Origin of the sequence: Serratia sp. BNK-4, assembly GCF_048685115.1 — a bacterium.
Taxonomy (GTDB): domain Bacteria; phylum Pseudomonadota; class Gammaproteobacteria; order Enterobacterales; family Enterobacteriaceae; genus Serratia; species Serratia bockelmannii.
In genome coordinates, this window is sequence record NZ_JBLQTM010000001.1 from 4,215,011 (window position 1) to 4,241,365 (window position 26,355).

Sequence of the window (26,355 nt, forward strand, 5' to 3'; positions counted from 1 at the left end):
AGCTGCCCGCCCAGCAGGGCAAACAGCCTTAAAATCCGTTGAGTTTGCGGTCTCGCTGCCACTCTTCAGGGGTGTACGCCTTGATAGACAAGGCATGAATGCGGTTGTCAGCAATGTATTCCATCAGCGGTGCGTAAACCGTCTGCTGTTTTTTGACGCGGCTCATGCCGGCGAACAGTTCACCGACCACGATCGCTTGAAAATGGCTGCCGTCGCCCGTCACATGTGCTTCATCCAGTGCCAATGCCTGCATCAGCACGTCTTTAATCTCGTTGGTTTCCATAGTATCCAGTTCTGCCGCTAAAGGATCATAAACAGCCTAGTATCTTAGTGGAATACGATGTTTTCTTAAACTAAAGAAAAAGCCCCTGCATAACAGGGGCTTTGTATCGTTTTACCACGCAATGGCGGCGTAAAACGCCGCTAACCGACGGTATCGACAGGCATTATCGCCTGCAGGTTGTAGAGCGCGATCAGCGTTTTCAGGCGCTCGGTGGCGCCGAAAATTTTCAGCGCGACGCCGCGTTGGCGCTGCTCTTCCTGCAGATGCAGCAACAGCGCCAGCCCGGCGGAGTCCACGCGCTGCAGTTGCGCCACGTCGATCGCGGTTTTATCCGCCATCAGCGCGTCGCGCTGCCGCCACAGCGGCTGCAGCGTTTCCCGATCCAGTTCACCGCGCAGGATCAGCGTCTGCTGCTCTGATTCGAAGCTGAGCGCTGCCGACATCAGTTTTTCTTGTCCAGCGTGATAGGCTGCGCGGCGGCGGCCTGCAGCTGTTTGGTCAGGCCGTCGATGCCCTGAGTACGCAGCGTAGACGCCCACTCGTTCTGCTTGGTGGTGATCATGCTGACGCCTTCGGCGATCATGTCATACGCCTGCCAGTAGCCGGTTTTGCTGTTCTTGCGCCATTGGAAATCCAGACGCACCGGCGGACGGCCGCCGTTGTCGATGATGGTGACGCGAATAGCCACGATGTCGGCATTGCCCAGCGGTTGTTCAGGCGCGATCTGGTAAGTCTGGCCGTGATACATCGCCAGCGCCTGGCCGTAAGCCTGCTCCAGGTAAGCCTGGAAGGCGGTGAAGTAAGCTTCGCGCTGCGCAGGCGTTGCCTCTTTGTAGTAACGCCCCAGCACCAGCGCGCCGGCGTATTTCACCTGCACGAACGGCATCAGTTCCTGATGCACGATGGCACGCAGGTAGTTCGGGTCCTGCTTGATCTTCGGCTGTTCGTTCTTCAAACGGCTGAAAGTCTTCTGCGCCGCGTCTTGCATCATGCTGTAAGGATTGGTTTGGTCGGCTGCGCTCGCCAGCGGTGCAACCACCAGCAGAGCCACCATCAGTAAACGTTTAAACATGCAGGTATCCTCTCTTAATGATTTGGAACAGCGGGTTGCGGTGCGGCGCCGGCAGCCGGCTCAGCGGCCGCGTCTCCCGATTTAGCGCTGTCCTGACCGCCGCTTTTATACAGGAACTGGCCGATCAGGTCTTCCAGAACCATGGCTGATTTGGTGTCCTGAATGGTACCCCCGTCTTTCAGGATGGTGGTGCCCATATCAGGATCTTCAAAGCCCACGTTAAGCGCCAGATATTGCTCGCCCAGCAGGCCGGAGGTGCGGATCGCCAGCGAGCTGGTATCTGGGATTTGGTCGTACCTTTTCTGGATATCCAGCGCCACGCGCGGCGTGTAGGTTTTCGAATCGAGTTCGATGTCAGCCACGCGGCCGATCACCACGCCGCCAATCTTCACCGGCGAACGCGGTTTCAGGCCGCCGATGTTGTCGAACGTTGCGTAAATGCGGTAGGTCGGCTCGCTGCCGATCGATTTAAGGTTCGCCACCTGCAGGCAGATAAACACGATGGCGCACAGCGCGATCAGCATAAATGCCCCAACCCAGATTTCACTCTTCTTCGTTTGCATCGAATCAATTCCCAAACATCAGTGCTGTCAGCACGAAATCCAATCCCAACACCGCCAGTGACGAATGCACCACGGTACGCGTCGTCGCCCGGCTAATCCCTTCAGAGGTAGGCACGGCGTCGTACCCGTTGAAAATGGCAATCCAGGTTACGGTAATGGCGAATACCACGCTCTTGATCAGGCAGTTGAGCAGATCTTTTTTCCACTCCACGGCGCCCTGCATCGCCGACCAGAAGAAGCCGCTGTCGATGCCTTTCCAGTCCACGCCGACCACCGAGCCGCCCCAAATGCCGATCGCCACGAAAATGATGGTCAACAGCGGCATGCTGATCAGCCCCGCCCAGAAGCGCGGCGCCACGATGCGCCGCAGCGGATCGACCGCCATCATTTCCAGGCTGGAGATCTGCTCCGTCGCCTTCATCAGGCCGATTTCCGCCGTGAGCGCGGAACCGGCGCGGCCGGCGAACAGCAGCGCCGTGACCACCGGCCCCAGTTCGCGCAGCAGCGACAGCGCCACCATCATGCCGAGGCTGGCCTCGGCGCTGTAGGTGGTGAGCACGATATAGCCCTGCAGGCCCAGCACCATGCCGATAAACAGCCCGGAAACCATGATGATCAGCAGCGACTGCACGCCGACGCTGTAGAGCTGTTTCAACAACAGCGGCCACTGCTTGCCGGGTTCCGGCCGGCCAATCAACGCGTTGAACAGCATCAACCCGGCGCGGCCGAAGCTGGCGCTGGTGTTGATGCCACTGCGCCCCAACGACGCTAACGCTCTTAATAACATGAGCTTATTTACTCCCTAAGCCTAGCAGTTCGGCCTGATAATCCCCGGCCGGATAGCGGAACGGCACCGGCCCATCCGCTATACCATCCAGGAACTGGCGCACGCGCGCATCAGGATTGTTCTGCAATTGCTGCGTGGTGCCTTCAGCGATCACCCGGTGATCGGCCACGATGTAAGCGTAGTCAGCGATGCTCAGCACCTCCGGTACGTCGTGCGACACCACGATGCAGGTAATGCCCAGCGCATGGTTCAGCTCGTCGATCAGCTTGACCAGCACCCCCATGGTGATCGGATCCTGGCCAACGAAAGGTTCGTCGAACATGATCATTTCCGGGTCCAGCGCGATCGCACGCGCCAACGCCGCCCGGCGCGCCATACCGCCGGAAAGCTCATTGGGCATCAGCTGAGCCGCGCCGCGCAGCCCCACGGCTTCCAGCTTCATCAGCACCGTGCTGCGCAACAAAGGCTCCGGCAGGTTGCTGTGCTCGCGCAGCGGGTAAGCCACGTTTTCGAATACGGTCAAATCGGTAAACAGCGCGCCCGACTGGAACAGCATGCTCATCTTTTTGCGCGCGTCGTATAACTGACGGCGGGACAACGCGGGAATGTTGTCGCCGTCGAACCAAATCTCCCCGCTGTCCGGCGCCAGCTGGCCGCCTATCAGGCGCAGCAGCGTGGTTTTGCCGATGCCCGATGGCCCCATGATCGCCGTGACCTTACCGCGAGGCACCGTCAGGTTGATGTCTTCAAATATCCGTCGGTCGCCGCGCGAGAAGCTCATGTCGCGCACTTCGACCAAATTATCTGCCTTTTGGAGCATGTTAATGGACCCTTTACGACTCATCTTTTGCTGAATCTACCCGTGATGTTAAAGCAATGGGCGCAATCCGTCTCATCTTTACAAAAACTTACTGCCATTTCGCAACCAATGGTGCCATTGGTTTTACTTTTCCGCGCCACCCGGTCAAAATTGGCGCCATAACGAAAAAAAACGAAACTGTTCAACAATTAGCCGGGAAAAACCGTTGCTGCGGCTCAAACGCGTGCAACGGAGGGCAAGCAATACCGCCGCATTGACGGCTTTAACCAACGAACCGGGATAATACCCGACAAAGGACCCTGCATGTTTCTCGCGATAGCATTATTAATCGTTGGTTTATTTCTACTGGTGTATGGTGCAGACCGCTTAGTTTATGGTGCTGCCGTGATTTCCCGCTCGCTCGGCGTACCGCCGTTGATCATCGGCATGACCATCGTCGGCATCGGCACGTCGCTGCCGGAGCTGATCGTGTCCACCACCGCCGCGTTGAACGGGCAGATAGATATGGCCGTTGGCAACGTATTAGGGTCCAACATCACCAACATCTTATTGATCCTGGGGGTGGCGGCGCTGATTCACCCGCTGGCCGCGCGCTCCGAGATACTGCGGCGCGAACTGCCGCTGATGTTAGCGGTCACAGTATTGTGCGGTTTCGTGTTGATGGACGGTACCCTGAGCAGGCTGGACGGCGTGCTGCTGCTGACCGCCGCCGCCGGCTTCATCTTGTTGATGCTGAAAATCGCGCGGCTGGCGCAGCGCGAGGGCAGTGACAGCCTGACTATGGAGCAGATCGCCGAACTGCCGCAGGACAGCAGCAATACCGTGGCGGTGCTGTGGCTGGTGCTGGCGTTTATCATTCTGCCGCTCTCTTCCAGAATGGTGGTCGATAATGCGACGGTGATTGCACACTATTTCGGCCTGAGCGAACTGGTGGTCGGTTTGACCATTATCGCCATCGGCACCAGCCTGCCCGAACTGGCCACCTCCATCGCCGGGGCGCTGAAGGGCGAGGATGATATGGCGATTGGGAATATCATCGGCTCCAATATTTTCAACACGGTTATCGTGCTGGGCGTACCCGCCCTGCTGTCGCCGGGCAGCGTGGATGCCGCCGCCTTCCAGCGCGATTACTGGGTGATGCTGGCGGCCAGCGTGCTGCTGAGCGTGCTGTGCATCGGCCGCAAACATCGCATCGGCCACCTGGCGGGCGCGCTGTTATTATGCGGCTTTATTGCGTATCTTTCGGTGCTGTTCTTTAACCCTTTCAGTACTTTCGGCTAAACCGACGGGAATGAGTATGTCGAACATTGAGTTGCAACCGGGCTTCGATTTTCAACAGGCCGGCAAAGAAGTGCTTCAGATAGAGCGTGAAGGGCTGGCTCAGCTCGACAGCTACATCAACGCGGACTTCACTCGCGCCTGCGAAACGATCGCCGCCTGCGGCGGCAAAGTGGTGGTGATGGGCATGGGCAAATCCGGCCATATCGGCTGCAAGATCGCCGCGACCTTCGCCAGCACCGGCACCCCCTCATTCTTCGTTCACCCGGCGGAAGCCAGCCATGGCGATTTGGGCATGGTCACCCCGCAGGACATCGTGCTCGCCATCTCCAACTCTGGCGAGTCCAGTGAGATCCTGGCGCTGATCCCGGTGTTGAAACGCCAACAGATCACCCTCATCTGCATGACCAACAATCCGGAAAGTTCGATGGGCAAAGCAGCGGATATCCACCTGTGCATCAAGGTGCCGCAGGAGGCCTGCCCGCTGGGGCTGGCGCCGACCACCAGCACCACCGCCACGCTGGTGATGGGCGATGCGCTGGCCGTCGCGCTGCTGAAGGCGCGCGGTTTCACGCCGGAAGATTTCGCGCTGTCGCATCCGGGCGGCGCACTCGGCCGTAAACTGCTGCTGCGGGTGAGCGATATCATGCACAGCGGTGACGAAATGCCCCACGTCAGTACCGACGCCTCGTTGCGCGACGCGCTGCTGGAAATCACCCGTAAAAATCTGGGCCTGACGGTTGTCTGCGACGATCTGATGAAAATCGCCGGCATCTTCACCGACGGTGACCTGCGCCGGGTGTTCGACATGGGCATCAACCTGCACGAAGCGAAGATCGCCGATGTCATGACGCCGGGCGGCGTGCGGGTGCGCCCCAACATCCTGGCGGTCGATGCATTGAACCTGATGCAACAACGCCACATCACTGCGCTGCTGGTTGCCGATGGCGACCAACTGCTGGGTGTGGTACATATGCATGACATGCTGCGCGCCGGCGTCGTTTAATTAAGGAATAGAACAAAATGAGTATGGTAGAAACCTGCTACGGGCCGGTAGAACAAGAGGTTATGGCGCGTGCCGGTAACATCCGCCTGTTGATTTGCGACGTTGACGGCGTGCTGTCGGACGGCCTGATCTTCATGGGCAACAACGGTGAAGAACTGAAGGCGTTCAACGTGCGCGATGGCTACGGCATCCGCTGCTTGAAAACCTCGGACATCGAGGTGGCGATCATTACCGGACGCTCCGCCAAGCTGCTGGAAGACCGTGCGCAAACGCTCGGTATCACCCATCTGTATCAGGGGCAATCCGATAAGCTTTTGGCCTTCCGTGAACTGTTGGATAAACTGTCGTTAACGGCGGATCAGGTCGCCTATATCGGCGATGACCTGATCGACTGGCCGGTGATGGCGCAGGTCGGCCTGGCGGTCGCGGTGGCGGACGCCCACCCGCTGCTGACGCCGCGCGCCCACTACGTCACCCGCATTGCCGGCGGCCGCGGTGCGGTACGCGAACTGTGCGACATCATTCTTTTGGCTCAAAATAAGCTGGAGGACGCCAAAGGGCTGTCGATATGAGTAAAACCAAACTGTGGATCACCATCCTGTTGACGGTGATCGTTCTGGCGCTGATCGGCTGGAACATGACGGACTTCAGCGACGACACGGCCCCGGGCCCGGTCAACGATCAGGATCCGACTTACCAGAGCCAGCACACGGTCACCGTGGTGTACAACCCAGCCGGCAAGCTGAATTATAAACTGGTGGCGGAAGACGCGAAGTATTACACCGCCGGCGAGCTGAGCTGGTTCACCCAGCCGGTGATGACGCTGTTCGATGAGAATGCGGTGGCCACCTGGTCAGTTCGCGCCGATCGCGCCAAACTGACTAAAGACCGGATGCTGTATCTGTATGGTCACGTCGAGGTTAACAGCCTGACCACCACCTCGCAGCTGGAAAAAATTAAGACGGACAACGCTCAGGTAAACCTGGTCACCCAGGACGTCACCTCCGATGACGAAGTCACGCTTTACGGGACCAATTTTACCTCTAACGGCATGAAAATGCGTGGGAACCTGCGGACCAAAACCGCTGAGCTGATTGATAAGGTTAAGACCAACTATGAAATTCAGAACCAAAAACCAACTCCGTAACCTGTTGCTCGGCAGCTTAGTTTTGGCCGCCAGCGCCCCCGCTCTGGCGCTGAAATCCGACTCCAGCCAGCCGGTCAGCATCGACTCGCTCAAGCAGTCGTTGGACATGCAAAGCAACGTCAGCACCTTCACTGACAACGTGGTGATCAAACAGGGCACCATCGATATTCGCGCCGACAAGGTGGTCGTCACCCGCCCGGGCGGAGATCAGAATAAGACCTATATTGAAGCGTTCGGCAACCCGGTAACCTTCTACCAGATGCAGGACAGCGGCAAGCCGGTCAAAGGCCACGCGCAAAAAGTGCGCTACGACGTGGCGACCCAGCTGGTGACCCTGACGGGCAACGCCTATCTGGAGCAGCTCGACAGCAACGTGAAAGGCGATCGCATCACCTATCTGGTGCAACAGCAGCAAATGCAGGCGTTTAGCGACAAAGGCAAACGCGTGACAACGGTTCTGGTACCGTCGCAGTTGCAAGACAAAAACGGGCAAAAAAAGAGTAACTAATCACTTATGGCAACACTCATCGCAGAAAACCTGGCGAAAGCCTACAAAGGCCGTAAAGTTGTCGAAGACGTCAGCCTGAAAGTGAAATCCGGCGAGATCGTCGGCCTGCTCGGGCCGAACGGCGCCGGTAAAACCACCACCTTCTACATGGTGGTCGGCATCGTGCCGCGCGACGCCGGGCGCATCGTGATCGACGAAGAAGACATCAGCCTGCTGCCGCTGCACGCCCGCGCGCGCCGCGGCATCGGCTATCTGCCGCAGGAAGCGTCGATCTTCCGCCGCCTGAGCGTGTACGACAACCTGATGGCGGTGCTGGAGATCCGTCCCGATCTCACCAGCGAACAGCGCGAAGACCGCGCCAAAGAGCTGATGGAAGAGTTCCATATCTCCCATCTGCGCGACAGCCTCGGCCAGGCGCTGTCCGGCGGCGAACGCCGCCGCGTCGAAATCGCCCGCGCGCTGGCGGCCAACCCGAAATTCATTCTGCTGGACGAACCCTTTGCCGGGGTGGATCCGATTTCCGTTATCGATATCAAGAAAATCATCGAGCACCTGCGTGACAGCGGCCTGGGCGTGCTGATCACCGACCACAACGTGCGCGAGACGCTGGACGTGTGTGAACGCGCCTACATCGTCAGCCAGGGCAAACTGATTGCCCACGGCACGCCGGATGCTATTCTGGCCGACGAGCAGGTTAAACGCGTTTATCTGGGCGAAGAGTTCCGCCTCTAAGCGCCGGCGCGCCCTGTGGGGCGACACCGTTAACGGAAGTAGACAGAAAACTATGAAGCAAGGTTTGCAACTCAGGCTCAGCCAACAGCTGGCCATGACACCTCAGCTCCAGCAGGCGATCCGCCTGCTGCAGTTGTCCACGCTTGAGCTTCAGCAAGAGATCCAGCTGGCGCTGGAGAGCAATCCGCTGCTTGAACAGACCGATCTGCACGACGAAATCGACGCCAAAGAAACCCAGGAGACCGAGGGGCTCGATACCCGCGAGGCGCTGGAACAGAAAGACATGCCGGAAGAGCTGCCGCTGGACGCCACCTGGGATGAGATCTACACCGCCGGCACACCGTCCGGCACCGGCACCGACTACAGCGACGACGAGCTGCCGGTCTATCAGGGCGAAACCACCCAAACGCTGCAGGATTATCTGATGTGGCAGGTGGATCTGACGCCGTTCTCCGATACCGACGCCGCCATCGCCACTTCCATCGTCGACGCGGTGGATGACACCGGCTATCTCACCGTCCCCCTGGAAGACATTCTGGAAAGCCTGGGCGACGAGAACGTGACCCTCGAGGAAGTCGAGGCGGTGCTGAAGCGCGTGCAGCGTTTTGATCCGATCGGCGTCGCCGCGCGCGATCTGCGCGATTGCCTGCTGGTGCAGCTCTCCCAATACGCCAAAGATACGCCTTATCTGGCCGAAGCGCGGCTGATCATCAGCGAGCATCTGGATCTGTTGGCCAACCACGACTTTCGCAGCCTGATGCGATCAACCCGGCTAAAAGAAGATACACTGAAAGAAGCGATGCTGCTGATTCAGTCGCTCGATCCGCGCCCGGGGCAGTCGATCAATACCGGCGAATCGGAATACGTGATCCCGGACGTGCTGGTGCGCAAGACGCAGAACAAATGGACGGTCGAGCTCAACGGCGACAGCGTGCCGCGTTTGAAGATCAATCAGCAGTACGCCGCGCTGGGCAACAGCGCCCGCAGCGAAGCCGACGGCCAGTTTATCCGCAGCAACCTGCAGGAAGCCAAGTGGTTGATTAAAAGCCTGGAGAGCCGTAACGAAACGCTGCTGAAGGTCACCCGCTGCATCGTCAGCCAGCAGCAGGCGTTCTTCGAGCAAGGCGAAGAGTTTATGAAACCCATGGTGCTGGCGGATATCGCCCAGGCTGTGGAGATGCATGAATCGACGATCTCGCGCGTTACCACGCAGAAGTTTCTGCACAGCCCGCGCGGCATTTTCGAATTGAAATATTTCTTCTCCAGCCACGTGAATACCGACAGCGGCGGCGAAGCCTCCTCGACGGCGATCCGCGCGTTGGTGAAGAAATTGATTGCGGCGGAAAACCCCGCCAAACCACTCAGCGACAGCAAGCTGGCCACCCTGCTCGCCGATCAGGGGATCATCGTGGCCCGGCGCACCGTCGCCAAGTACCGAGAGTCTTTGTCCATCCCGCCGTCGAACCAGCGTAAACAGTTGGTTTGACCTCTATTGAGAAGGAAGACACTATGCAGCTCAACATTACCGGACACCACATCGAAATCACCGATCCGTTGCGCGAGTTCGTGAACAACAAGTTCGCCAAACTCGAACAGTATTTTGATCGCATCAATCAGGTGTATGTTGTATTAAGTGTGGAAAAAGTGCAGCAAATTGCGGAAGCAACGGTGCACGTGAATGGAGGCGAGTTGCACGCCACCTCGGAAGACGAGAATATGTATGCCGCAATTGATACGCTGATCGATAAATTGGCACGTCAATTGAACAAACATAAAGACAAATTGAAGCAACACTGACACCCTAACCCATTCCGTGAGGTTGCCTCCGTCGCAGCCTCGCCCTTCGGCGCGTGACCCGCATGGGTGACGCGCCGAACGGTAATCAGGGTTAAAACCGACGAAAAACCGCCTTGCCGGGTGCGCCCGGCGGCGCGGTTTTAAGTGAAGATGAGATGAACAACGAATATATGCAATTAAGCTCGGTGTTAAACATCGAGTGCACCAAAAGCTCGGTACACTGCACCAGCAAGAAGCGGGCTTTGGAAATTATCAGCGAACTGGCCGCCAAACAGCTCAATCTGCCTTCGCAGGTGGTGTTTGACGCGGTTCTCACCCGGGAACGCATGGGCAGCACCGGTATCGGCAACGGTATCGCCATTCCCCACGGCAAACTGGAAGAGGACACACTGCGGGCCGTTGGCGTGTTTATCCGTCTCGACCAACCCATCGCTTTCGACGCTATCGACAACCAGCCGGTCGACCTGCTGTTCGCGCTGCTGGTGCCTGCCGATCAGTGCAAAACCCATTTGCATACCCTGTCGCTGGTCGCCAAACGCCTGGCCGACAAAACCGTATGCCGCCGCCTGCGCGCCGCGCAAAGCGACGAAGAACTTTACCAAATCATCACCGAGTGATACCCGGTCGGCGTGACTTCCAGCCCGGATAACGTTACTGTTTCACGATGATGGATCCGGCCTCGGCCGGAATAACAAAGTTTACACCGGTGGCGATGAACGCCGCCGCGATGCCAGGGGAGTTGCCACATGGTGCTGATGATTGTCAGCGGCCGTTCCGGTTCCGGAAAATCCGTCGCCTTGCGGGCGCTGGAAGACATGGGTTTTTACTGCGTTGACAACCTGCCGGTGGTTCTGCTGCCGCAGCTCGCCAATACGCTGGCGGAACGCAATATCTCCGCGGCGGTCAGCATCGACGTGCGCAACATGCCGGAATCGCCGGAAGTGTTCGAATACGCGATGACTCAACTGCCGGACAGCTTCTCGCCGCAGCTGCTGTTTCTCGACGCCGATCGCAACACGCTGATCCGCCGTTACAGCGACACCCGCCGCCTGCACCCGCTCTCCAGCAAAAACCTGTCGCTAGAAAGCGCCATTGACGAAGAGAGCGATCTCCTCGAACCGCTGCGCTCCCGGGCCGACCTGATTATCGACACCTCGGAAATGTCGGTGCACGAACTGGCCGAAATGCTGCGCACCCGCCTGCTCGGCAAGCGCGAGCGCGAACTGACGATGGTGTTCGAATCCTTCGGCTTCAAGCACGGTATTCCGATCGACGCCGACTACGTGTTCGACGTGCGCTTCCTGCCGAACCCGCACTGGGATCCGAAGCTGCGGCCGATGACCGGTCTGGACAAGCCGGTGGCGTCGTTCCTCGATCGCCATACCGAAGTGCACAACTTCATCTACCAGACCCGCAGCTACCTGGAACAATGGCTGCCGATGCTGGAAACCAACAACCGCAGCTACCTGACGGTCGCCATCGGCTGTACCGGCGGTAAACACCGCTCGGTGTACGTGGCGGAACAGCTGGCCGATTACTTCCGCTCGCGCGGCAAGAACGTGCAGTCGCGCCACCGCACGCTGGAAAAGCGTAAACAATGACGGTCAAACAGACGGTTGAAATCAAAAACAAGCTGGGCATGCACGCGCGCCCGGCGATGAAACTGTTCGAGTTGGTGCAAAGCTTCGACGCCGAAGTGATGCTGCGCAACGAAAGCGGCACCGAGGCCGAAGCCAGCAGCGTCATCGCGCTGCTGATGCTGGACTCCGCCCAGGGCCGGCATATCGAAGTCGAAGCGACCGGCCCCGACGAAGTCAACGCGCTGACGGCGGTGGTCGAGCTGTTCAACTCCGGGTTTGATGAAGATTAGTCGCTGAGGGCACTTCTGCGCCCAATCACTCACATGCCCCTCAACTCCGGCTCAGGCAGTCCAGCGCCACCGCTTTGAAGCTGTCGAAGCTGTCGCTGCCCAGCAGGCGGCTCATTGAGCGTTCACGCACGAAGGTGACGAACAGCTCGTAGATCGCCATCGCCTCTTCATAGTCGCTCTTGCTGATCGCCAGCAGGAAAATCACGTGCGCGATCTCACCTTCCCCCCAGGCGACCCCCTGCGGCGCCAGCAGCGTCACTACCACGGTCTTTTTCGCCAGCAGCCCCAGCGAGTGCGGCAGCGCGATGCCTTCACCCAGCAGCGTGGAGACGATCGCCTCACGTTCGACCAGCGACGGATAAAAGTCCGCGCCGACGTACCCTTCCCGCTCCAGCTGGCCGCACACCCGGCTGAACAGTTCCGCCTGCGTCAGCGGCTCGTTGAGCACCATGAAATGCTCAGCGTCGAAGAACTTCTCCAGCATGTACGGCCTGGTGCGATCCACCAGCACCAGTTTGCCCAGTTGCTCCAGCTGATAATCGGTCGGGAACGGCGACATCACCACCACCGGCTTGTTCTTTTCGCCGATGCGGGCGTTGGAAATCACGAAGTCTTCGTCGATGTGCGCAAGCATCTCATAATCGCGCAGCGAGACGATGCGCGTCATCACCAGCTGCGGGTACTTGCGCGCAATCTGCGCCTGGATCATGCGCACCGTCGAGTTGCCGGTATCGCACACCAGCATCACCTGCGGGTGGCGTTCATAACCGATGTTGTAATGCCGCTCCAGCCCCACGCCGATGTGCAGCACCAGATAACCGATTTCGTTCTCGCTCAGCGTATAAGGCGTGTACTTGCCCCAGCTGGAGACCGCCGCCAGCGTCACGTCGTAAGCCATCGGATAGTGCTGCTTGATATTGGCCAGCAGCGGATTGGGGATGTTGATCTGGTATTTCACCCGCGTAATCATGGTTTTGATATGGGTAAGCAGATCGGCCCGCAGCTGCTCGTCGCCCTGCAGGTTGTAGTTATAGTGTGCGTTGATGTAGGAAAGAATGTAGTCCACCAGCGCTTCTTCATCGTCGGCGTTGATTTCGGTCGGCTGCACGTCCTGCACGCGGCGCGCGGCGATGTTGACCCGCAGATAGGCCTCTTCGGCCATCGAGATCTCTTTGCCGGAGGCCGCACGCAGCTCCGCCGCCAGGCGGGTCGACACCTGGCGCACCGCCTCGTCGCCGTCCTCCACCTCGAAGTCCGACAGCGGATAGCCATCGTTGATGCGCCGCAGCGCCACCGCGCAGTAGAAAATCAGGTACTGTTCGCCCTCATCGGTCAGGCGAATGGCATATTGCGACAACAGCGGATGCAGCAATCCGGCGAACGCCGCTACCTGCGGCTGCAGCAGGATCTCGTTGTTGAGCAGCGGGTTCTCGGCATCGGCCAGCTGCAGCTGGAACAGCAGATCGGTGAGGCAGGCGCGGATCGCCATCTCGGCGCCGAACAGCTTCATGCCGTAGCGCGGTTTGGTTTCGATCGTCAATTGATAGTGCGCCAGACGTTCCCTCACCTCAGCCATGTCGTTTTGCAACGTACCGCGGCTGACGAACCATTCGTCGGCCAGATCTTCCAGTTTAAGGGAGAAGGCTGAGGTCAAAAAACGCACCAGCAGATAATGCACCCGCTCTTGCGCGCTGCGCGGGGTAGCATGCTTGCGGCGCTCCTGATGCTGCAGGGCGCTGAACAGCGCGGCGTTATCGACCTGCAGGCGATAGCCGGCCCCACGGCTATGCACGAAACGCGCGCCGTACTTGTCCAGGATCTCGTTCAGCGCGGTGATATCCGCCCGCACCGTGCGGGTGGACACGGCGAAACGCTTCGCCAGCTCATCCTGCGGCAAAGTCTCGGTTTGCAAAGCATCGAACAAGTAAGCCAAACGCGGGTAAGGAAATCGCACCATTCTGTATCCGTCAATCAGGCGGCCCACCCGGCGAACCGGGCGGGCCACGGGTTACTTCGCCGGCGGCAGAAACGCCATTTGCGAGGGGCTGCCGATCGGCAGATAGCCGCCCACAAAGCTGAGTTTGCCGTCCGTCGGGTTGACGCTGAAGCGAGTGACGTTATCGCTGCGCTGGTTCAACGCATACAGATAGCGGCCATCCAAGCTCAGCGCCAGCGAACGCGGGTAATCGCCACGGGTCCAGGTTTCCGCCACCGGTTTCAACTCGCCGCCGGCGCCCACGCTGAACTGGGCAATGCTGTTATGCAGCCGGTTGGCGACGTACAACGTGTCGCCGTTCTTGCTGAGCGCCAGCCCCGAAGCGAAGCTGGTACCCTGATAGTCGGCGGGCAGCGCGGAAACTGCATGCAGTTGTTTCAGAGTACCTTTTTGGCGATCAAAACGGTAGCTGGTCAACGTTGAAGCCTCTTCGTTCACCAGCAGCACGGTGTCGCCATCCGGATGAAACACAAAGTGACGCGGGCCGGCGCCGGCGGACGAGGCAGCGATCCACGGTGGATCGTTGGGCGTCAGCCGGCCGCTCGCGGCGTCAAAGCGCCATTGGTAGATGCGATCCAATCCCAGATCGGTAGAGAACACAAACTTGCCGCTTGGATCGCTGGCGATCATATGGGCATGCGGGCCGTTGTGATCGCTGATGGCGAAGCTGCCGTTCACCGCCGCCGCCGGTTTGGCCGCGCCCGCCGGGCCCTGTTGTTGCTGCACCGAGCTGGCGGTGCCCAGGCGGCCGTCCGCTTCGATCGGGAAAGCCGCCACGCTGCCGCTGACGTAGTTCGCCACCAGCAGATGCCGCCCGTCCGGCGTCGATGAGAGATACACCGGCCCCGCCCCCTGCGAATCCACCTGGTTGAGCTGCGTCAGGCCGCCATCGGCCGGATTGACCCGGTAGGCGGTGATGCCGCCGTGCTTACCGCCGTTGAAATCGGCCACTTCGCTGGCGACATACAGCGTTTTGCCGCCGACGCCCAGCGTCAGCTGCGCCGGATTCGGCACGTTGCTGACCAGCGTGGCGTGGCTCAGCGCGCCGCTGGCCGGATCGACCTGCACCCGGTAAACGCCTTCGCCGTTGGGATTGTAGGTGCCGATATAGGCAAAATGAGATGACGTGGAGTTCATTGCATCCTCAGCATGCAGCGCCGGGCCGGTCACGGCCAGCAGCGCCAGGAACAACGCGGTGCGTCGGGTTGGAGCCTGCCAGTTTCGCATAGTAGTCCTCAGTATATACCCGTCATCTTTCAAGCCGCAGCGTTGTTGGCTGCCCACACTCACCCCAGTCACTTACTTAAGTAAGCTCCTGGGGCTCCTGCGCTTGCCGCCTAGCTGCAACTTGAAAGCTATAGGCTATAGGTAACGGCGCGGCATGCCGCGCCACGGGAAAACCTTCGCCTCCCAGCGTTTACCTCATCCCATTGTGCGTTCAGCCCACCAGCTTTTTGGTCATCGCCAGCAGGGTTTTCACGTCCTGCGGACGCGTGTCGCCGCTGGCGGCGTCGATGATCGAGCTGTAGATATGCGGGATCACGCGTTTCACGCCGGCCGCCAGCGCGATCTCGACGATCGGCTCAAAGTTCTCCAGATCGATGCCGCCGGTCGGCTCCAGCATAAAGTCATGCTCGGCGCAGGCCTTGGCGACGTACTGGTATTCGTCCTTGCACTTCAGGCCGCCCATCGGGAAATACTTGATGGAGCTGCCGCCCATGTCCTTCAGCAAGGCGATGGCGGTTTCCACCGGCACGATGCCGTCCGGCGCCGCGGCGCTCAATGGGCCGGTAGAGATCTTCACCCAACCGACGCGGCCGGTCGGCGACACCAGGCCGTTGACCACGCTGTCGTTCTGGCCCAGCAGCGCGCGGCTAGCGCCGACGCCGGTAAACACCTGGTTAACGTGCTGCGGCTGCACCTGCTGAGCGATCAGGCTGACCATCGCCGACTGCTTCGGATCGCCGGCGCCCAGGCCGACCGACAGCGCGTTTTCGATCAGGCGCGCATAGCGCAGCATGTCGGTCACCGCGCTGTCGACGTCCGGGTAGTTCTTGGAGAGCACGCCCACCAGCACATGGCCTTCCGCCGCGGCGTAGATATCCTGCGCGTTGGCTTTGGAGCCGGCCAGCACGTTCAGGCAGACGCGGTCGCGATAGTAGTTAGGCTGCAGCTTCATGCTTGTTTCTCCGTAAACAGGTTTTTGATACAGCGAAAGACGGTCATCAGCTGTTGCTCGTCGACGCTGCGCACGTCGACCTCAATCTTACCCTCGTTGGCCTTATAGCCGCGGAAGTAGATGGCGATGTCGCCGGTTTTCAGCGCCTGGACGATGTCATAGGTCGACCGCCCCAACACCGCTTCGTCAAAGGCGATCTCGGCGCGGGCGATATCGCGGCCGGCGCTGTCCCAGACGGTCTTGGCGCTGACGCCGGTCAGGGTGTTGAGGCTGTTGAGGAATGGCGTCATCCGCTCCACCATCTGTTGCCCGGTGGTTTTCTCAAGCGTCAGATAGCTTTCAATCGCCTGCGTCAGGCCGAGGATGCCCTCTTTACCGACCTTCATCGCCCGGCCTATGCCGCCGGATTGCAACTTCACCCACTCGACGTACTGTTTCTTGCCGACAACCAGACCGCTGGTCGGCCCCTCGATGGCTTTGGCGCCGCTGTAGATCACCAGATCGGCCCCCATCTGGTAGTAACACATCAGATCTTCTTCCGCCGCGGCGTCGACGATCAGCGGCAGGTTATGCTTGCGTGCCACCACCGCCGCCTGTTCGACGGACAGAATGCTTTTCTGCACGCAGTGGTGCGATTTGACGTACAGGATCGCCGCAGTCTGCGGCGTGATGCAGGCTTCAATCTGCTCCGGCGAACATTCGTTGGCGTACCCCGCCTCCACCACCTTGCCGCCGCCCAGCGCCACCATGGTGTCCACCGGCGCGCCGAAGTTGACGTTGTGGCCGCGCGGCAGCACGATCTCGCGCGGCACGGTCACCGGCATCGAGTGCAGGTTCACCAGCAGATTGGCGTTATCTTTAACGATCACCGCCGCCACCGACTGGGCGATGCCCGCCGAGGCGCAGGAGACGATCACCGCATCTTCCACGTTGAGCAGATCGGCGATGTAGGCGCCGGTCTTGTTGACCAGATCCTTGATTTCGAAATAGTGGTTCAGGCCGTAATCAACGGCGTCGATCACGTCCTGGCGCGGCGTGGAAACGCCGAGAATGGTCATGCGGCCGGAGGTGTTGATCACCTGCTTCAAACCGTATTTTTCATAAATCGAAGACATGGCTTGCCTCCCCTTGTTCGGTTAATAGGATTTCCCCGGCCACCACCGCAGCCAGCGGCACCAGCAGCCGTTCGCCCTCGGCGGTTTGCCCTTCGGCGTCAGCGAAGACCTGCGGTTCGCGGCGCAGCTCAAACAGCGTGAAATCGGCGTCATAGCCCGGCTCCAGCCGCCCTTTGCCGCTCAGCTGCAGCGCCGACGCGGCGTTCTCCGTCACGCAGGCGATCACCTGCGGCAGCGTCAGGCCGACGCTGAAGAATTTGGACATCACCGTCGCCAGGCTGTGTACCGGTCCGTTCATGCGGTTGCGGCAGTAAATATCGGAGCTGATGGTGTGCGGCAAAATACCCAGCGTGATCGCCTGGCGCGCCACCTCGAAGCTGAAGCTGGCGGTGCCGTGCCCCACGTCGAGCAATACGCCGCGCCGCAGCGCGCGCTGGATAGACTCGCGCAGCGTGCCCGCCGGCGTCAGAATGCGGTTCGGTTTGCCGTTGTAGCAGTGGGTGATGATGTCGCCACGGGTCAACAGATCGGCAATCTCGTCCAGATCCGGCGGGTTATTGCCGATATGCACCATCAGCGGCAGCTGGCGGTTTTCCTGCTGGATCTCTTTAGCCAACACCAGCGGGCGGGTGCCGTTCTTGCCCACCACGCTGCTGCTCATGCGCGCCTTGATACCGATGATGAAACCGGGATGGTTGGCGATGGCCTGGCCGGCCTCGCGCTTGTCGATGTCCGTCAACTCCGCCAGCTCGTTCTGCCGCAGCAGGCCGATGCGCGAGATATTGAGGAAGGCGAAAACGTTGGTTTTGGCGCTGCGCGTCAGTTGATAAAAGGCGTCGATATCGTCGGCGCCGGTGCTGCCGGCATCGACCACGCTGGTGACGCCGCTGGCGACGCCGACCCGATCCGGCTCGTCATGATAAATCGGCGATTCGGGATAGCAGTGCACGTGCGCATCGATCCAACCGGCGCTCAGGCGGCAGTTGCCCGCCAAATCCAGCTGGCGAACGGCGCTGATGTCCGCCGCCAGCCGCCCCACCGAGGCTATTTTGCCGTCTTTCACCGCCAGATCGATCAGCGTATCGTCCGCCAGTCTGGCGCCTCTGATTACTAAGTCATACATACCGCATTGCTCCTGTTAGCCCGGGCGCCGCCGCAGCATCGGGCGGCGCCTGGCGCAGGCCTCTTAAGAAATGGCTACCGGGAAGATCGCCCCCAGGATCATCGCGCCGAGGATCGCTCCGCCGGTGATCGGTTTACCCCAGATATAGAACAGCAGCGCGCCGAGCAGCGAACCGATGCCGATCGGGATCGAGGCGGTCATTGCCGACAGGATGATCAACGGCCCGAGGAAGCGGCCCGAGGAGTTGCCCGCCCCCATCATCACGTCCGCCCCGTAGGTGGAGTTGCTTTGATTGATGGTGAATTTTCGCGCCAGAATGATCACATAACCGATCGCCAGGCCGATGATCAGGCCGGTAGCCAGCGAAGCGGCAAAGTTGGCGACCGGGAACACGATGCCGGCCCCCAAAAGCAGCGCCGGTACGCCCAGCCCGACGCCGGTCTGGATCGCGCCGCCGATGTCGAGGATGCCCACCAGTGAACCTTCGATGATGCGCGCGAACAGGAAGCTGGCGCCGAACGCCGCCACCGCGCCATACACGCCGGTATCCATCCCCGCCCGCAGCATGGAGACGAAGGCCACTTCGTTAAAGGCGCCGATGCCGTACAGGTAGTACATGTGCGTCCCGGCGAACACGCCGGAGGACAGCAGGCCAACAAAAATCGGGAATGACCAGTCGGCGTACCAGAAGCCCTTTTGGGTTTGCTCTTCCATCATCCCGCTCCTTATTTACCGCTCAGGGTATTGTGAATGGCGTCCAGCCAGCCCGGCACGCCGAGGCTGAAGGACTCGAGAACTTTCATGTCGAAGCCGCGGAAGAAGCCGCTCAGCACGAACAGCAGCACGATCACCGCCATCATGATCTTGGTGATCTTGTTCCAGCCGCTCTCTTCCACGCCTTTGCCGATCAGAATGCCCAGCACCAGGCCCGGTACGGCGTTGCCCATGATCAGCTGCGCCAGGCCGCCGAAGATGGTGCCCCAGAAGCCGGAACGGCGCCCGGCGTCGATCGCCGCCAGCCAGAAGATCACCGGCATCACGGTATTCACCAGCAGGTTGGCCGCCGGCACCAGCACCTTGATCGCGGTGACCTGCAGCGCGGCAGGCACGGCGGAAGCGGTGGTATTGAGGAAGGCCACCACCAGCATGCCGATGATGCCGCAGGCGATGGCCATTTTTTTCGGATCGTGCAGCGTTTGCGCCAGATTGCGGTTCTTGACCATCAGGGCCGCCGCGCCCCAGTGCGGGATGATGCGGTGATCGACGTCCTGCGTGAAGGAACCTGCCGCTACGGAAGACGCCCAGGCGTTGAAGAAGAAGCCCAGACCGAATGAGAAGTGGGAAGCCGGATCGCCCTCGCAGGAGTTCAGCTCGCCCAGGGTGCGAAACGCCCCCATGCCCTGTGTTGTCGGCGCGTGGAACATGCGTGCGGCGCCGGCCCCTACGCCGACTCCCACCAGCCCACCGATAATTATCGATTTAAATAAGATGATTAAAAACATCAGTATACCCTTTCATTTATGCTAACGTTTTTATTTCGTGACGAAGACAACCTTCTCGGTATTGATAATGGTTACGTTCACGGTTATTTCCAGAGAAACGGCATAGCGCTTTCTTTCACGCGGCAAAAAGAAGAAAAGAAATTTCTCTTTAGTTATTTTCTCTTCCGCTTTCACTACGCTGACGTCCTGCGGCTCGATGCGCAGCAGAATATTGTTGGTGGACTTTAATACCGCGCCCTGCACATTAGCCAAGGCGGAAGCAAAAGCTTTCGCTTTGCTGTCGCCTTTACCCTCCACCTTTACCGATGTGGTATATTGCTCTTTCATTATGGGTTGCCATGTTTTTTGACGTAGGCTTCCACCAGTTTCTGGCCCAGCTCTTCTTTATCCATAAAGCCGAAACCCAGCACGTTGCAGCCTTCATTAATTGCCGTCACGCCCTCTTCCACCGAACGCATGCCGTATTTGGCTTTGTAGCCGTATTTGGTTTGCGCGGTAATTGCGCCGGCGCCACCGCTACCGCAAAAAGAGATGCCCAGCTGCGCGTTTTCCGCTTTCATGACGTCGCCCAGCTTCATGTCCGCCGCCACGCCGGGGATAACCACCGCTTTTCCGCCTGCGTTTTCAACACCCTGGCCGACTTTTTGCCCTTTGCCCAAACGATCGCCGATCACTACGGTAATTTGACCCATGTTATATTCTCCTGATTTAAATCGATGCATTAACCGCTATGCGTTATTATCTTTCGCCACTTCGAAGTGCACTGACAATAAATAGGCTTCTTCGATAGGCAATGTGTCAAACTGATCCACCACGCGCTCCGCCATTTGCATGGATTCGGCGGATATTTCGTCGAACAATGATTTATCTACCTCCGGCAACGGCTCGCCGGTTATTGAACGCAGCACCATGGCACGAATATGCGATTCCAGCATCTGTTGCTGCACCGCATTGGTATAAATATTTTCAGCATTCAGCATCGCGGTAATATCCGCCAACACCCGAGCGGCGATCGCCCCGGCTTCGCTGACATCGGATTGTTCAATTTCTTTTATCGAAGCAGATCCATCATTCACTTTTCAGTACCCCTAGATCCTACATTAATCAGTAAGCCGTAAAGCGCATCACCTGAATAACCCGCTTTCTGTGATGTCTTTACCCTACCCCCGGTAGGATTTTCTGTGTAGACCGGTTTTTTCCAGTTTGAAGTGGAAATCGAATGACGCGCGGAGATCCATTTCGCAAAACGGCACCAAGGTGAAAAAGTCAATGAGATAACAAATAGATAACCGGGCTAACCGTTTCTTTTGCCACGATTGACGATAAAAGCCTTCGTGATCGGGATCTCTTTCTTTTCTCGCCCCAACCGCCTACTATCAATAGGACAAATCGACATTACCCACACCCCCGCTCCTCTGGCGCGGGGGTGTTGCTTTGTGTTGTTTTTCCGAATTTATGGGTGCACAGACTGGCGCCCTTTGATTTGACTGGAGAGTGGAATGACCAAACCCATCATTACTATTAATGAGCTGGATGCGGAACGCCTGGATGCGCTATTGGAACAACCGGCCTTTGCCAACACCGACGTCGCCGCCGCGCTGAACGACGAGTTGGATCGCGCGGAAATCCTGCCGCCGGAGAAAATGCCGGCCAACGTGGTGACCATGAACAGCCGCGTGCGTTTTCGCGATCTGCACACCGATGAAGAGCACGTGCGTACGCTGGTTTACCCGGCATCGCTGAAAGACAGCCACGATCAGCTGTCGGTAATGGCGCCGCTGGGCGCAGCGCTGCTCGGCATGCACGTCGGCAAGCAGATCTCCTGGCAATTGCCGAACGGTGAAGAAGCGCGGATTGAAGTGCTGGAATTGCTGTACCAGCCGGAAGCGGCGGGCGAATACCACCGTTAAGCGGTTTTCAGGGCGGCATCCGGCCGCCCTTTCTGTCTCAGAGGCAGATAGCGATCAGCACGGCGATCAGCAGCAGCACGTAGATTTTGGCATGCAGCGCATCGCTCACCTTCGGCAAACAGCGCCTGGCAAACACGATCCCCGCAATCCCCGCGACCACCAGCAACCCCAGAATGTTCAGATTGACGTAACCCAGATACTGCGGCCCGCTCATCTCGTGCCACCCCAACACGATATACATCAGCGCCCCGATCACCGCCACCGGGATCGACAGCGGGTTGGCAGCGCTGACGCAATATTTCATGTCGTAACCATGGCGACGCAGCAGCGGTACGGTCATCACGCTGCCGCCCACTCCCAGCAGGGTGGCGATGCCGCCGATCAGCGGCCCCCCGCCCCACAGCGTGACGGGGGACAGTTCGGCGCGCGCCGGTTTGATCAAAAAGCCCCGGCGGAACAGACAATCGGCGATGGTCACCGCCATATAGACCACAAACAGCCCTCGGATCACGCCGTCCGCCAGCAGTGAGGAGGCGAACGCGCCCAGCGCAGCGCCGATGCCGATGAAAAAGATCAGCGGCACGATGGTTTCGCGCAGCAGGTTGCCGCTGCGCCAGTTGGTCAGCGTCGCGTAACTCGCGTTGAGGATCATCACCGCCGTCGAGGTTGCCACCGCGATATGCATCGCCTGGCCGGGCTGCTCGCCCGACACAGAGATCAAGTGATAGACGAAAGGCACCACTACAAAGCCGCCGCCGAAGCCGAACAGAATGGTGGTGATGCCGGTCAGAAAACCGGCCCCCAGTACAATCAACGTTTCAATCATGGCCGTGCGCCCGCACGAAGTCGTCGAACCCGGCGCAGAACTGCCCCGCCAGCGGGTGGAAGCGATCGCCGACGAACAGCCCCAGATACTGCTCGCGCACGGCGTCATGGTCCACCAGCTCAATGCCCGCCTGTTCTGCCTGCGCCAGCGTCTGCGCATCCGGGAAACCCCAGTAGCGCGAATCGCCCTGCTTTTCCGCCGTTATCGCTTCGCTGTGCTCCGCCCGCATCAGCTGGCGCGCCAAAAAGGTGCCGCTTTGTACGCCCAGCAACATCATGTTTTCCAGGAACGACAGATCGTGGCGCAGCTCGGCGGGCAGACGGGCGATCACCGGGCCGGCGTCCCAGTGCTCATCCATTTCATGCAGCGTTACCGCACAGTCCCTGTCACCGTTCATCATCGCGCGGAACAGCGTCATCACCCCGCGATAGCGTGGCAAATCTCCCGGATGCAGGTTCCACAGCAGCTTGCCGCGTCGGCTGAAGGCGCGCACATAGTCGGCGGAAAATTTCTGATAACAGCGTAAAGAGATCACCCCGTCCATATGGCCCAGGCTGCTGATAAACGCGGCGTCATTGATGTCGAGAACGCGATGCGCTTTGACCCCGGCGGCGGCCAGGAACAGAGCCGGCGGCTGATAGGCGCCCTCACAGGCGGCGGCGTTGCGGCCAACGAACGGGAACACGAAATCATTCAGCACCTCGCGCTCATACAGCCCCAGGCGGCGAACCGCCGGCTCCTGCGTGCGCCCGGCGCTTTTCGCCAGGGGAAAATACACCGTAAAAGTACACTCGTCCCTCAGGGCGGCGATCAGATCCTGACACACCAGCCAGGAGAAAATGTCGTTGCCGACAAAGAGCGCTACGTTTTTCATACTTCAGCCTTCTTTGCATTGAAAATAGGGTTGTTGAACACGATCTTGCTGATATCCCGCGTGATGGATTCCATCGCCGAGGTGTAAAACAGATCGCCCTTGGCGGGCGCGCCGAGCGAGTAGAGATGCTGCTCACGGCCGCGTCGGTCGGCGATTTTCAGCGTGTGCGGGTTGCACTTCACGCCGCCGAACAGGTTCTCTTGCACCAGCCCGTCTTGCAGCAGCTGATGGCTCAGGCGGTTGGGCGGCAGTTGATAAGAAGGCGTGGTGCAGTTGAACAGATACTGCGCATGCACCCGCGTCTCATGGCAACGAAGGATAAACCCGTCCGCCCCCTTACTGATATCCACCAGGCCGCCGCAGGCACGCAAGCGTTGGCTCTCAAGCGCCGCCACGATCTTGCTGGCGTTCTTTAGCGGCATGGCATGTCGATTGCGCATCCAGGAGGAGTTGTAAAAGCGCATGAAGACCTGCCGGTTGTTGGCATCCATCTTGACCCAGGCGGCGCACACCGCCGGGTGGATCGCCGCCAGATAGCTGCAGATATGCTCCCGGGCAAAACGCGCGCGATCGAGACTGTCTGCCAGATCGCGATAGCAATCGCGCCTTTCCCCCAGCGCCGAGAGAACCGTCAGCCGCTCCGGCCCCGGATAGTGGCGCGCCAGCGCGGCATTGATCGCATGTACCAGCTGATGCGCGTCAATAAAATCGCGGCCGGCGACAAAGCGCCGCAGCGCCTCAACAAACGCTTCCGGCGGCGGACGCATCAGCGCCGGCTGCACGCTGGGGAACAGGCCCGAGCGCGACAGGGCACAGATGTCGGTCGCCCCCAGGCGCTCCATCAGCTCAACGATGGCGTCAATCGCCGTCAGGCTGCAGCCGATCACGCCGATGCTCGAATAAGGGTTGATCGGCGGCAGATCCTGGTGGGCCTGATAAGCGATCACGCCATCTACCGGATAGAGACATTCCGGCGGGTTGTGCCCCGAACACAGCACCAGCGCATTCATCTGTTCGGCGCTGCCACAGGTGGTGGTCAGCCGGTAGCCGGCTTCGAGCGGCGCGATGGCATTTACTTCGGCGGTCACGAAATTCAGCGCGACGTTACTGTCCGCCGCCATATAAATCGTCATGTCGCGAATAAAATCGAGATATTCCCGATACAGCCAGCGCGGCGGATAACGATCCTGGCAAAACTGCGGGAAATGCATGGCGATCCAATCAACGAAGTGCGTGTCGTCGAAAATATCCGCCGACATATTTTCCGGCGTCATATTTAATATATGGCTGTCAAAATCGCTGCTGTATGCCATTCCGCCCTTGAAGCCCTGCTTGTCGAACACCGTCAGGGAAAGCGGCCTTTTGCAATGATTAACCGACTTATTTTTTATAAAGTTATACGCAAAAGCGATCCCGGCGGCTCCGCCGCCAACCACACCGAACTTATACATGAAATATCACCTTATAGTCATTGAACTGCGCTAAGAACTATTGCTTCAGGTGTTGGAATAAAATGACGCTTTATTCCTTATTAACTTCTTGTATTGCGAGAACGAAAACCTTCGTCCCACCCCGGTGTGAAAACTTGCACGGGCTTTATGGCCGATAAAATAACGGCACCGCGAACAAGCATTATTTTTCTGCCCCGATAGTAGGGCGGCGGCCGCTGGCTTGCTTTATATGAAAGGCCAACTATCATTGCGTTTCGGCCAATCTGCCCGCCAAAGGAAACACATGCGCAACGTCCGCATTGATGACATCGACCACGTAACGCGCGCGGTGATCGCCATCGGCACCGATTATCCGCCGGGACACCTGCTGCCGATGCACAGCCACCGGCGCGCGCAGTTGCTGTACGGCGCCACCGGCGTCATGCACGTTTTCACGCAGCAAGGCAATTGGGTCGTCCCGCCGCAGCACGCGGTATGGCTGCCGCCGCAGATGCCGCACGCGGTGAGGATGGTCGGCGTCACCACCCGCAGCCTATACCTCGAACCCGGCGCGTTGCCCGCCGAACGGCCGCAGGTATGCCAGGTGGTCAGCGTCACTCCGCTGATGCGCCAGCTGTTGATGGCGGCGGTGGACATGCCGCTGGAGTATGAACAAGAGGGGCGCGACGGAGCGCTGGCAACACTGCTGCTGCATGAGCTGGCCAGGCTGCAGCCCTTGCCGTTGCACATCCCGCTACCCGCCGATCCTCGGTTAGGCGAGCTGTGCCGCGCCTTTTTGCAGCACCCCGACGCCCACGACTCCGCGCAGCGGTGGGCGCCTCGTCTGTACATGAGCATTCGCACCTTCAGCCGCTTCTTTCGCGCGCAGACCGGCCTGCCGTTTTCGCAATGGCGCCAGCGCGCCTGCGTGGTACTGGCGTTGGCGCTGCTGGCCGAAGGGCGCAGCGTAACGCAGGTGGCGATGGAAATGGGATATGACAGCAGCGCGGCGTTTTCAACCATGTTTCGCCGCGTGCTCGGGCAGGCGCCCTCCTCCTATTTGACGGAAGACGGGCGCGACGGTTGACGGATTAGCGGAATTTCTTGTGGTTGGCGTCGCGGGTTTGCTTGAAGCCCTGCGCCAGCTGCTTCGCTTCGGCGACTTTGCCCTGATTGGCCAGGGCCAGCGCCTGATCGATCTGGCCGATCAGGGTATCCAACCCGCTGCGGAAATCTTTCATCTCCGGGCTGTCGGCGGCTTTGTCTTCCAGCTTCGGCGGAGTGCCCTGTTTGGCATCCTGCGCGGCGGCGCGCATGTTTTGCAGGCTCTGTGTGAGGGTAGCGGCGGAATCGGTATTCAGCACCGTTTTATAGTTTTCCGCCAGGGTGTCCATATCGTCGCCCAGATCGGCAGCGACCGCCAGCGAACTGGCTGCCAGCAGCGTCAACGCCGCCAGCGCTTTCAGGGTATTCTGCATGTTTGCTCACCTTCCAGTTATTGTTTTAATTAACCCACCGTTACCATAGGCAAGGCCGG

General features: G+C 59.4%; 33 protein-coding genes. 13 read left to right on the plus strand and 20 right to left on the minus strand.

Annotated features, from left to right (window positions below; genetic code table 11):
* Positions 1 to 28 precede the first annotated feature (28 nt).
* From ibaG to mlaF, 6 genes are all read right to left on the minus strand, one after another.
* Positions 29 to 283, minus strand: a complete 255-nt coding sequence (gene ibaG, locus ACMGGW_RS20095; RefSeq protein WP_025304370.1) for a BolA family iron metabolism protein IbaG — start codon at positions 281 to 283, stop codon at positions 29 to 31.
* A 140-nt stretch (positions 284 to 423) separates the two neighbouring features.
* Positions 424 to 726, minus strand: coding sequence for a lipid asymmetry maintenance protein MlaB (mlaB, locus tag ACMGGW_RS20100; RefSeq protein ID WP_025304371.1), 303 nt, complete (start codon positions 724 to 726; stop codon positions 424 to 426).
* Positions 726 to 1,355, minus strand: a complete 630-nt coding sequence (gene mlaC / locus ACMGGW_RS20105; RefSeq protein ID WP_025304372.1) for a phospholipid-binding protein MlaC — start codon at positions 1,353 to 1,355, stop codon at positions 726 to 728. Before mlaC ends, mlaB begins: the two co-directional genes overlap by 1 nt.
* 14 nt (positions 1,356 to 1,369) lie before the next feature.
* Positions 1,370 to 1,918: an outer membrane lipid asymmetry maintenance protein MlaD gene (mlaD, locus tag ACMGGW_RS20110; RefSeq protein ID WP_197765055.1), complete on the minus strand. Its 549-nt coding sequence runs from the start codon at positions 1,916 to 1,918 to the stop codon at positions 1,370 to 1,372.
* 4 nt (positions 1,919 to 1,922) lie between these two features.
* Positions 1,923 to 2,705: a lipid asymmetry maintenance ABC transporter permease subunit MlaE gene (gene mlaE / locus ACMGGW_RS20115; protein WP_004937059.1), complete on the minus strand. Its 783-nt coding sequence runs from the start codon at positions 2,703 to 2,705 to the stop codon at positions 1,923 to 1,925.
* Between the two features lie 4 nt (positions 2,706 to 2,709).
* Positions 2,710 to 3,525 (minus strand): phospholipid ABC transporter ATP-binding protein MlaF, encoded by an 816-nt coding sequence (gene mlaF / locus ACMGGW_RS20120; protein WP_043141965.1) that lies wholly within the window; start codon positions 3,523 to 3,525, stop codon positions 2,710 to 2,712.
* Between the two features lie 303 nt (positions 3,526 to 3,828).
* On the opposite strand from mlaF, the gene ACMGGW_RS20125 reads away from it, so the two are divergent.
* From ACMGGW_RS20125 to npr, 11 genes are all read left to right on the plus strand, one after another.
* A complete protein-coding gene (locus ACMGGW_RS20125; RefSeq protein ID WP_197832240.1) occupies positions 3,829 to 4,806 on the plus strand; it encodes a calcium/sodium antiporter in 978 nt (325 codons plus the stop codon).
* A gap of 16 nt (positions 4,807 to 4,822) precedes the next feature.
* Positions 4,823 to 5,809, plus strand: coding sequence for an arabinose-5-phosphate isomerase KdsD (kdsD, locus tag ACMGGW_RS20130; protein WP_141999026.1), 987 nt, complete (start codon positions 4,823 to 4,825; stop codon positions 5,807 to 5,809).
* 17 nt (positions 5,810 to 5,826) lie between these two features.
* Entirely contained in the window at positions 5,827 to 6,381 is a 555-nt protein-coding gene (gene kdsC, locus ACMGGW_RS20135) for a 3-deoxy-manno-octulosonate-8-phosphatase KdsC (RefSeq protein ID WP_141999028.1), read from the plus strand.
* Complete coding sequence (gene lptC, locus ACMGGW_RS20140; protein WP_004937047.1) at positions 6,378 to 6,956, plus strand: LPS export ABC transporter periplasmic protein LptC; 579 nt, start codon at positions 6,378 to 6,380, stop codon at positions 6,954 to 6,956. Before kdsC ends, lptC begins: the two co-directional genes overlap by 4 nt.
* Positions 6,925 to 7,464: a lipopolysaccharide ABC transporter substrate-binding protein LptA gene (gene lptA / locus ACMGGW_RS20145; protein ID WP_025304377.1), complete on the plus strand. Its 540-nt coding sequence runs from the start codon at positions 6,925 to 6,927 to the stop codon at positions 7,462 to 7,464. Before lptC ends, lptA begins: the two co-directional genes overlap by 32 nt.
* Positions 7,465 to 7,470: 6 nt before the next feature.
* Positions 7,471 to 8,196, plus strand: coding sequence for an LPS export ABC transporter ATP-binding protein (gene lptB, locus ACMGGW_RS20150; protein ID WP_004937040.1), 726 nt, complete (start codon positions 7,471 to 7,473; stop codon positions 8,194 to 8,196).
* 52 nt (positions 8,197 to 8,248) lie between these two features.
* Positions 8,249 to 9,682: an RNA polymerase factor sigma-54 gene (rpoN, locus tag ACMGGW_RS20155; protein ID WP_043141961.1), complete on the plus strand. Its 1,434-nt coding sequence runs from the start codon at positions 8,249 to 8,251 to the stop codon at positions 9,680 to 9,682.
* 23 nt (positions 9,683 to 9,705) lie between these two features.
* Complete coding sequence (hpf, locus tag ACMGGW_RS20160; RefSeq protein WP_004937038.1) at positions 9,706 to 9,993, plus strand: ribosome hibernation promoting factor; 288 nt, start codon at positions 9,706 to 9,708, stop codon at positions 9,991 to 9,993.
* Positions 9,994 to 10,148: 155 nt separating this feature from the next.
* Positions 10,149 to 10,610, plus strand: a complete 462-nt coding sequence (gene ptsN / locus ACMGGW_RS20165; protein ID WP_016930212.1) for a PTS IIA-like nitrogen regulatory protein PtsN — start codon at positions 10,149 to 10,151, stop codon at positions 10,608 to 10,610.
* Between the two features lie 129 nt (positions 10,611 to 10,739).
* A complete protein-coding gene (gene rapZ / locus ACMGGW_RS20170; RefSeq protein WP_015379177.1) occupies positions 10,740 to 11,594 on the plus strand; it encodes an RNase adapter RapZ in 855 nt (284 codons plus the stop codon).
* Entirely contained in the window at positions 11,591 to 11,863 is a 273-nt protein-coding gene (gene npr, locus ACMGGW_RS20175; RefSeq protein ID WP_043141958.1) for a PTS phosphocarrier protein NPr, read from the plus strand. Before rapZ ends, npr begins: the two co-directional genes overlap by 4 nt.
* A 40-nt stretch (positions 11,864 to 11,903) precedes the next feature.
* Here the strand turns inward: npr and ACMGGW_RS20180 are convergent, their stop codons facing one another.
* The 10 genes from ACMGGW_RS20180 to ACMGGW_RS20225 all read right to left on the minus strand — a co-directional run bounded on the left by ACMGGW_RS20180 (position 11,904) and on the right by ACMGGW_RS20225 (position 20,833).
* The gene (locus ACMGGW_RS20180; protein ID WP_043141955.1) at positions 11,904 to 13,820 is read right to left on the minus strand and encodes a BglG family transcription antiterminator; all 1,917 of its coding nucleotides are present in this window, start codon (positions 13,818 to 13,820) and stop codon (positions 11,904 to 11,906) included.
* 51 nt (positions 13,821 to 13,871) lie between these two features.
* Positions 13,872 to 15,086, minus strand: coding sequence for a lactonase family protein (locus ACMGGW_RS20185; protein ID WP_197832239.1), 1,215 nt, complete (start codon positions 15,084 to 15,086; stop codon positions 13,872 to 13,874).
* A gap of 211 nt (positions 15,087 to 15,297) precedes the next feature.
* A complete protein-coding gene (dagF, locus tag ACMGGW_RS20190; RefSeq protein ID WP_025304381.1) occupies positions 15,298 to 16,038 on the minus strand; it encodes a 2-dehydro-3-deoxy-phosphogluconate aldolase in 741 nt (246 codons plus the stop codon).
* A complete protein-coding gene (locus ACMGGW_RS20195; protein ID WP_197832238.1) occupies positions 16,035 to 17,153 on the minus strand; it encodes a DgaE family pyridoxal phosphate-dependent ammonia lyase in 1,119 nt (372 codons plus the stop codon). The genes dagF and ACMGGW_RS20195 overlap by 4 nt, the downstream gene beginning before the upstream one ends.
* Complete coding sequence (locus tag ACMGGW_RS20200) at positions 17,137 to 18,276, minus strand: amidohydrolase/deacetylase family metallohydrolase (protein ID WP_099816649.1); 1,140 nt, start codon at positions 18,274 to 18,276, stop codon at positions 17,137 to 17,139. Before ACMGGW_RS20200 ends, ACMGGW_RS20195 begins: the two co-directional genes overlap by 17 nt.
* A gap of 63 nt (positions 18,277 to 18,339) precedes the next feature.
* The gene (locus tag ACMGGW_RS20205) at positions 18,340 to 18,990 is read right to left on the minus strand and encodes a DUF4310 family protein (protein WP_004937013.1); all 651 of its coding nucleotides are present in this window, start codon (positions 18,988 to 18,990) and stop codon (positions 18,340 to 18,342) included.
* 11 nt (positions 18,991 to 19,001) lie between these two features.
* Entirely contained in the window at positions 19,002 to 19,778 is a 777-nt protein-coding gene (locus ACMGGW_RS20210; protein ID WP_004937006.1) for a DUF4311 domain-containing protein, read from the minus strand.
* A 30-nt stretch (positions 19,779 to 19,808) separates the two neighbouring features.
* Positions 19,809 to 20,105, minus strand: coding sequence for a DUF4312 family protein (locus ACMGGW_RS20215; RefSeq protein ID WP_047729783.1), 297 nt, complete (start codon positions 20,103 to 20,105; stop codon positions 19,809 to 19,811).
* The gene (locus ACMGGW_RS20220) at positions 20,105 to 20,470 is read right to left on the minus strand and encodes a glycine-rich SFCGS family protein (protein ID WP_004937000.1); all 366 of its coding nucleotides are present in this window, start codon (positions 20,468 to 20,470) and stop codon (positions 20,105 to 20,107) included. Before ACMGGW_RS20220 ends, ACMGGW_RS20215 begins: the two co-directional genes overlap by 1 nt.
* Positions 20,471 to 20,506: 36 nt before the next feature.
* Positions 20,507 to 20,833, minus strand: coding sequence for a glycine dehydrogenase (locus ACMGGW_RS20225; protein WP_373275261.1), 327 nt, complete (start codon positions 20,831 to 20,833; stop codon positions 20,507 to 20,509).
* A 444-nt stretch (positions 20,834 to 21,277) separates the two neighbouring features.
* Between ACMGGW_RS20225 and rnk the strand changes: the two genes are divergently transcribed.
* Positions 21,278 to 21,688, plus strand: coding sequence for a nucleoside diphosphate kinase regulator (rnk, locus tag ACMGGW_RS20230; RefSeq protein ID WP_004936993.1), 411 nt, complete (start codon positions 21,278 to 21,280; stop codon positions 21,686 to 21,688).
* Between the two features lie 37 nt (positions 21,689 to 21,725).
* Here rnk and ACMGGW_RS20235 read toward each other — a convergent pair whose 3' ends face one another.
* The 3 genes from ACMGGW_RS20235 to ACMGGW_RS20245 are packed head-to-tail and all read right to left on the minus strand — an operon-like array spanning position 21,726 to position 24,839.
* The gene (locus ACMGGW_RS20235) at positions 21,726 to 22,514 is read right to left on the minus strand and encodes a sulfite exporter TauE/SafE family protein (protein ID WP_043141945.1); all 789 of its coding nucleotides are present in this window, start codon (positions 22,512 to 22,514) and stop codon (positions 21,726 to 21,728) included.
* Positions 22,507 to 23,388, minus strand: a complete 882-nt coding sequence (locus tag ACMGGW_RS20240) for a formyltransferase family protein (RefSeq protein ID WP_043141942.1) — start codon at positions 23,386 to 23,388, stop codon at positions 22,507 to 22,509. The genes ACMGGW_RS20235 and ACMGGW_RS20240 overlap by 8 nt, the downstream gene beginning before the upstream one ends.
* Complete coding sequence (locus ACMGGW_RS20245) at positions 23,385 to 24,839, minus strand: FAD/NAD(P)-binding protein (protein ID WP_025304387.1); 1,455 nt, start codon at positions 24,837 to 24,839, stop codon at positions 23,385 to 23,387. Before ACMGGW_RS20245 ends, ACMGGW_RS20240 begins: the two co-directional genes overlap by 4 nt.
* 283 nt (positions 24,840 to 25,122) lie before the next feature.
* Between ACMGGW_RS20245 and ACMGGW_RS20250 the strand changes: the two genes are divergently transcribed.
* Positions 25,123 to 25,905 carry an AraC family transcriptional regulator gene (locus ACMGGW_RS20250; protein WP_025304388.1) on the plus strand — a complete coding sequence of 261 codons (783 nt, stop codon included), beginning with the start codon at positions 25,123 to 25,125 and terminating at the stop codon, positions 25,903 to 25,905.
* 4 nt (positions 25,906 to 25,909) lie between these two features.
* On the opposite strand, the gene cybC is transcribed toward ACMGGW_RS20250, so the two are convergent.
* On the minus strand, positions 25,910 to 26,296 hold the full coding sequence (gene cybC, locus ACMGGW_RS20255; RefSeq protein ID WP_016930224.1) for a cytochrome b562: 387 nt from the start codon (positions 26,294 to 26,296) through the stop codon (positions 25,910 to 25,912).
* Between the last annotated feature and the right edge of the window lie 59 nt (positions 26,297 to 26,355).

Coding starts and splice junctions, on each gene's coding strand:
- ibaG (WP_025304370.1), bottom strand. CDS start 283: ATGGAAACCAACGAGATTAAAGACGTGCTGATGCAGGCATTGGCACTG.
- mlaB (WP_025304371.1), bottom strand. CDS start 726: ATGTCGGCAGCGCTCAGCTTCGAATCAGAGCAGCAGACGCTGATCCTG.
- mlaC (WP_025304372.1), bottom strand. CDS start 1,355: ATGTTTAAACGTTTACTGATGGTGGCTCTGCTGGTGGTTGCACCGCTG.
- mlaD (WP_197765055.1), bottom strand. CDS start 1,918: ATGCAAACGAAGAAGAGTGAAATCTGGGTTGGGGCATTTATGCTGATC.
- mlaE (WP_004937059.1), bottom strand. CDS start 2,705: ATGTTATTAAGAGCGTTAGCGTCGTTGGGGCGCAGTGGCATCAACACC.
- mlaF (WP_043141965.1), bottom strand. CDS start 3,525: ATGCTCCAAAAGGCAGATAATTTGGTCGAAGTGCGCGACATGAGCTTC.
- ACMGGW_RS20125 (WP_197832240.1), top strand. CDS start 3,829: ATGTTTCTCGCGATAGCATTATTAATCGTTGGTTTATTTCTACTGGTG.
- kdsD (WP_141999026.1), top strand. CDS start 4,823: ATGTCGAACATTGAGTTGCAACCGGGCTTCGATTTTCAACAGGCCGGC.
- kdsC (WP_141999028.1), top strand. CDS start 5,827: ATGAGTATGGTAGAAACCTGCTACGGGCCGGTAGAACAAGAGGTTATG.
- lptC (WP_004937047.1), top strand. CDS start 6,378: ATGAGTAAAACCAAACTGTGGATCACCATCCTGTTGACGGTGATCGTT.
- lptA (WP_025304377.1), top strand. CDS start 6,925: ATGAAATTCAGAACCAAAAACCAACTCCGTAACCTGTTGCTCGGCAGC.
- lptB (WP_004937040.1), top strand. CDS start 7,471: ATGGCAACACTCATCGCAGAAAACCTGGCGAAAGCCTACAAAGGCCGT.
- rpoN (WP_043141961.1), top strand. CDS start 8,249: ATGAAGCAAGGTTTGCAACTCAGGCTCAGCCAACAGCTGGCCATGACA.
- hpf (WP_004937038.1), top strand. CDS start 9,706: ATGCAGCTCAACATTACCGGACACCACATCGAAATCACCGATCCGTTG.
- ptsN (WP_016930212.1), top strand. CDS start 10,149: ATGAACAACGAATATATGCAATTAAGCTCGGTGTTAAACATCGAGTGC.
- rapZ (WP_015379177.1), top strand. CDS start 10,740: ATGGTGCTGATGATTGTCAGCGGCCGTTCCGGTTCCGGAAAATCCGTC.
- npr (WP_043141958.1), top strand. CDS start 11,591: ATGACGGTCAAACAGACGGTTGAAATCAAAAACAAGCTGGGCATGCAC.
- ACMGGW_RS20180 (WP_043141955.1), bottom strand. CDS start 13,820: ATGGTGCGATTTCCTTACCCGCGTTTGGCTTACTTGTTCGATGCTTTG.
- ACMGGW_RS20185 (WP_197832239.1), bottom strand. CDS start 15,086: ATGCGAAACTGGCAGGCTCCAACCCGACGCACCGCGTTGTTCCTGGCG.
- dagF (WP_025304381.1), bottom strand. CDS start 16,038: ATGAAGCTGCAGCCTAACTACTATCGCGACCGCGTCTGCCTGAACGTG.
- ACMGGW_RS20195 (WP_197832238.1), bottom strand. CDS start 17,153: ATGTCTTCGATTTATGAAAAATACGGTTTGAAGCAGGTGATCAACACC.
- ACMGGW_RS20200 (WP_099816649.1), bottom strand. CDS start 18,276: ATGTATGACTTAGTAATCAGAGGCGCCAGACTGGCGGACGATACGCTG.
- ACMGGW_RS20205 (WP_004937013.1), bottom strand. CDS start 18,990: ATGGAAGAGCAAACCCAAAAGGGCTTCTGGTACGCCGACTGGTCATTC.
- ACMGGW_RS20210 (WP_004937006.1), bottom strand. CDS start 19,778: ATGTTTTTAATCATCTTATTTAAATCGATAATTATCGGTGGGCTGGTG.
- ACMGGW_RS20215 (WP_047729783.1), bottom strand. CDS start 20,105: ATGAAAGAGCAATATACCACATCGGTAAAGGTGGAGGGTAAAGGCGAC.
- ACMGGW_RS20220 (WP_004937000.1), bottom strand. CDS start 20,470: ATGGGTCAAATTACCGTAGTGATCGGCGATCGTTTGGGCAAAGGGCAA.
- rnk (WP_004936993.1), top strand. CDS start 21,278: ATGACCAAACCCATCATTACTATTAATGAGCTGGATGCGGAACGCCTG.
- ACMGGW_RS20235 (WP_043141945.1), bottom strand. CDS start 22,514: ATGATTGAAACGTTGATTGTACTGGGGGCCGGTTTTCTGACCGGCATC.
- ACMGGW_RS20240 (WP_043141942.1), bottom strand. CDS start 23,388: ATGAAAAACGTAGCGCTCTTTGTCGGCAACGACATTTTCTCCTGGCTG.
- ACMGGW_RS20245 (WP_025304387.1), bottom strand. CDS start 24,839: ATGTATAAGTTCGGTGTGGTTGGCGGCGGAGCCGCCGGGATCGCTTTT.
- ACMGGW_RS20250 (WP_025304388.1), top strand. CDS start 25,123: ATGCGCAACGTCCGCATTGATGACATCGACCACGTAACGCGCGCGGTG.
- cybC (WP_016930224.1), bottom strand. CDS start 26,296: ATGCAGAATACCCTGAAAGCGCTGGCGGCGTTGACGCTGCTGGCAGCC.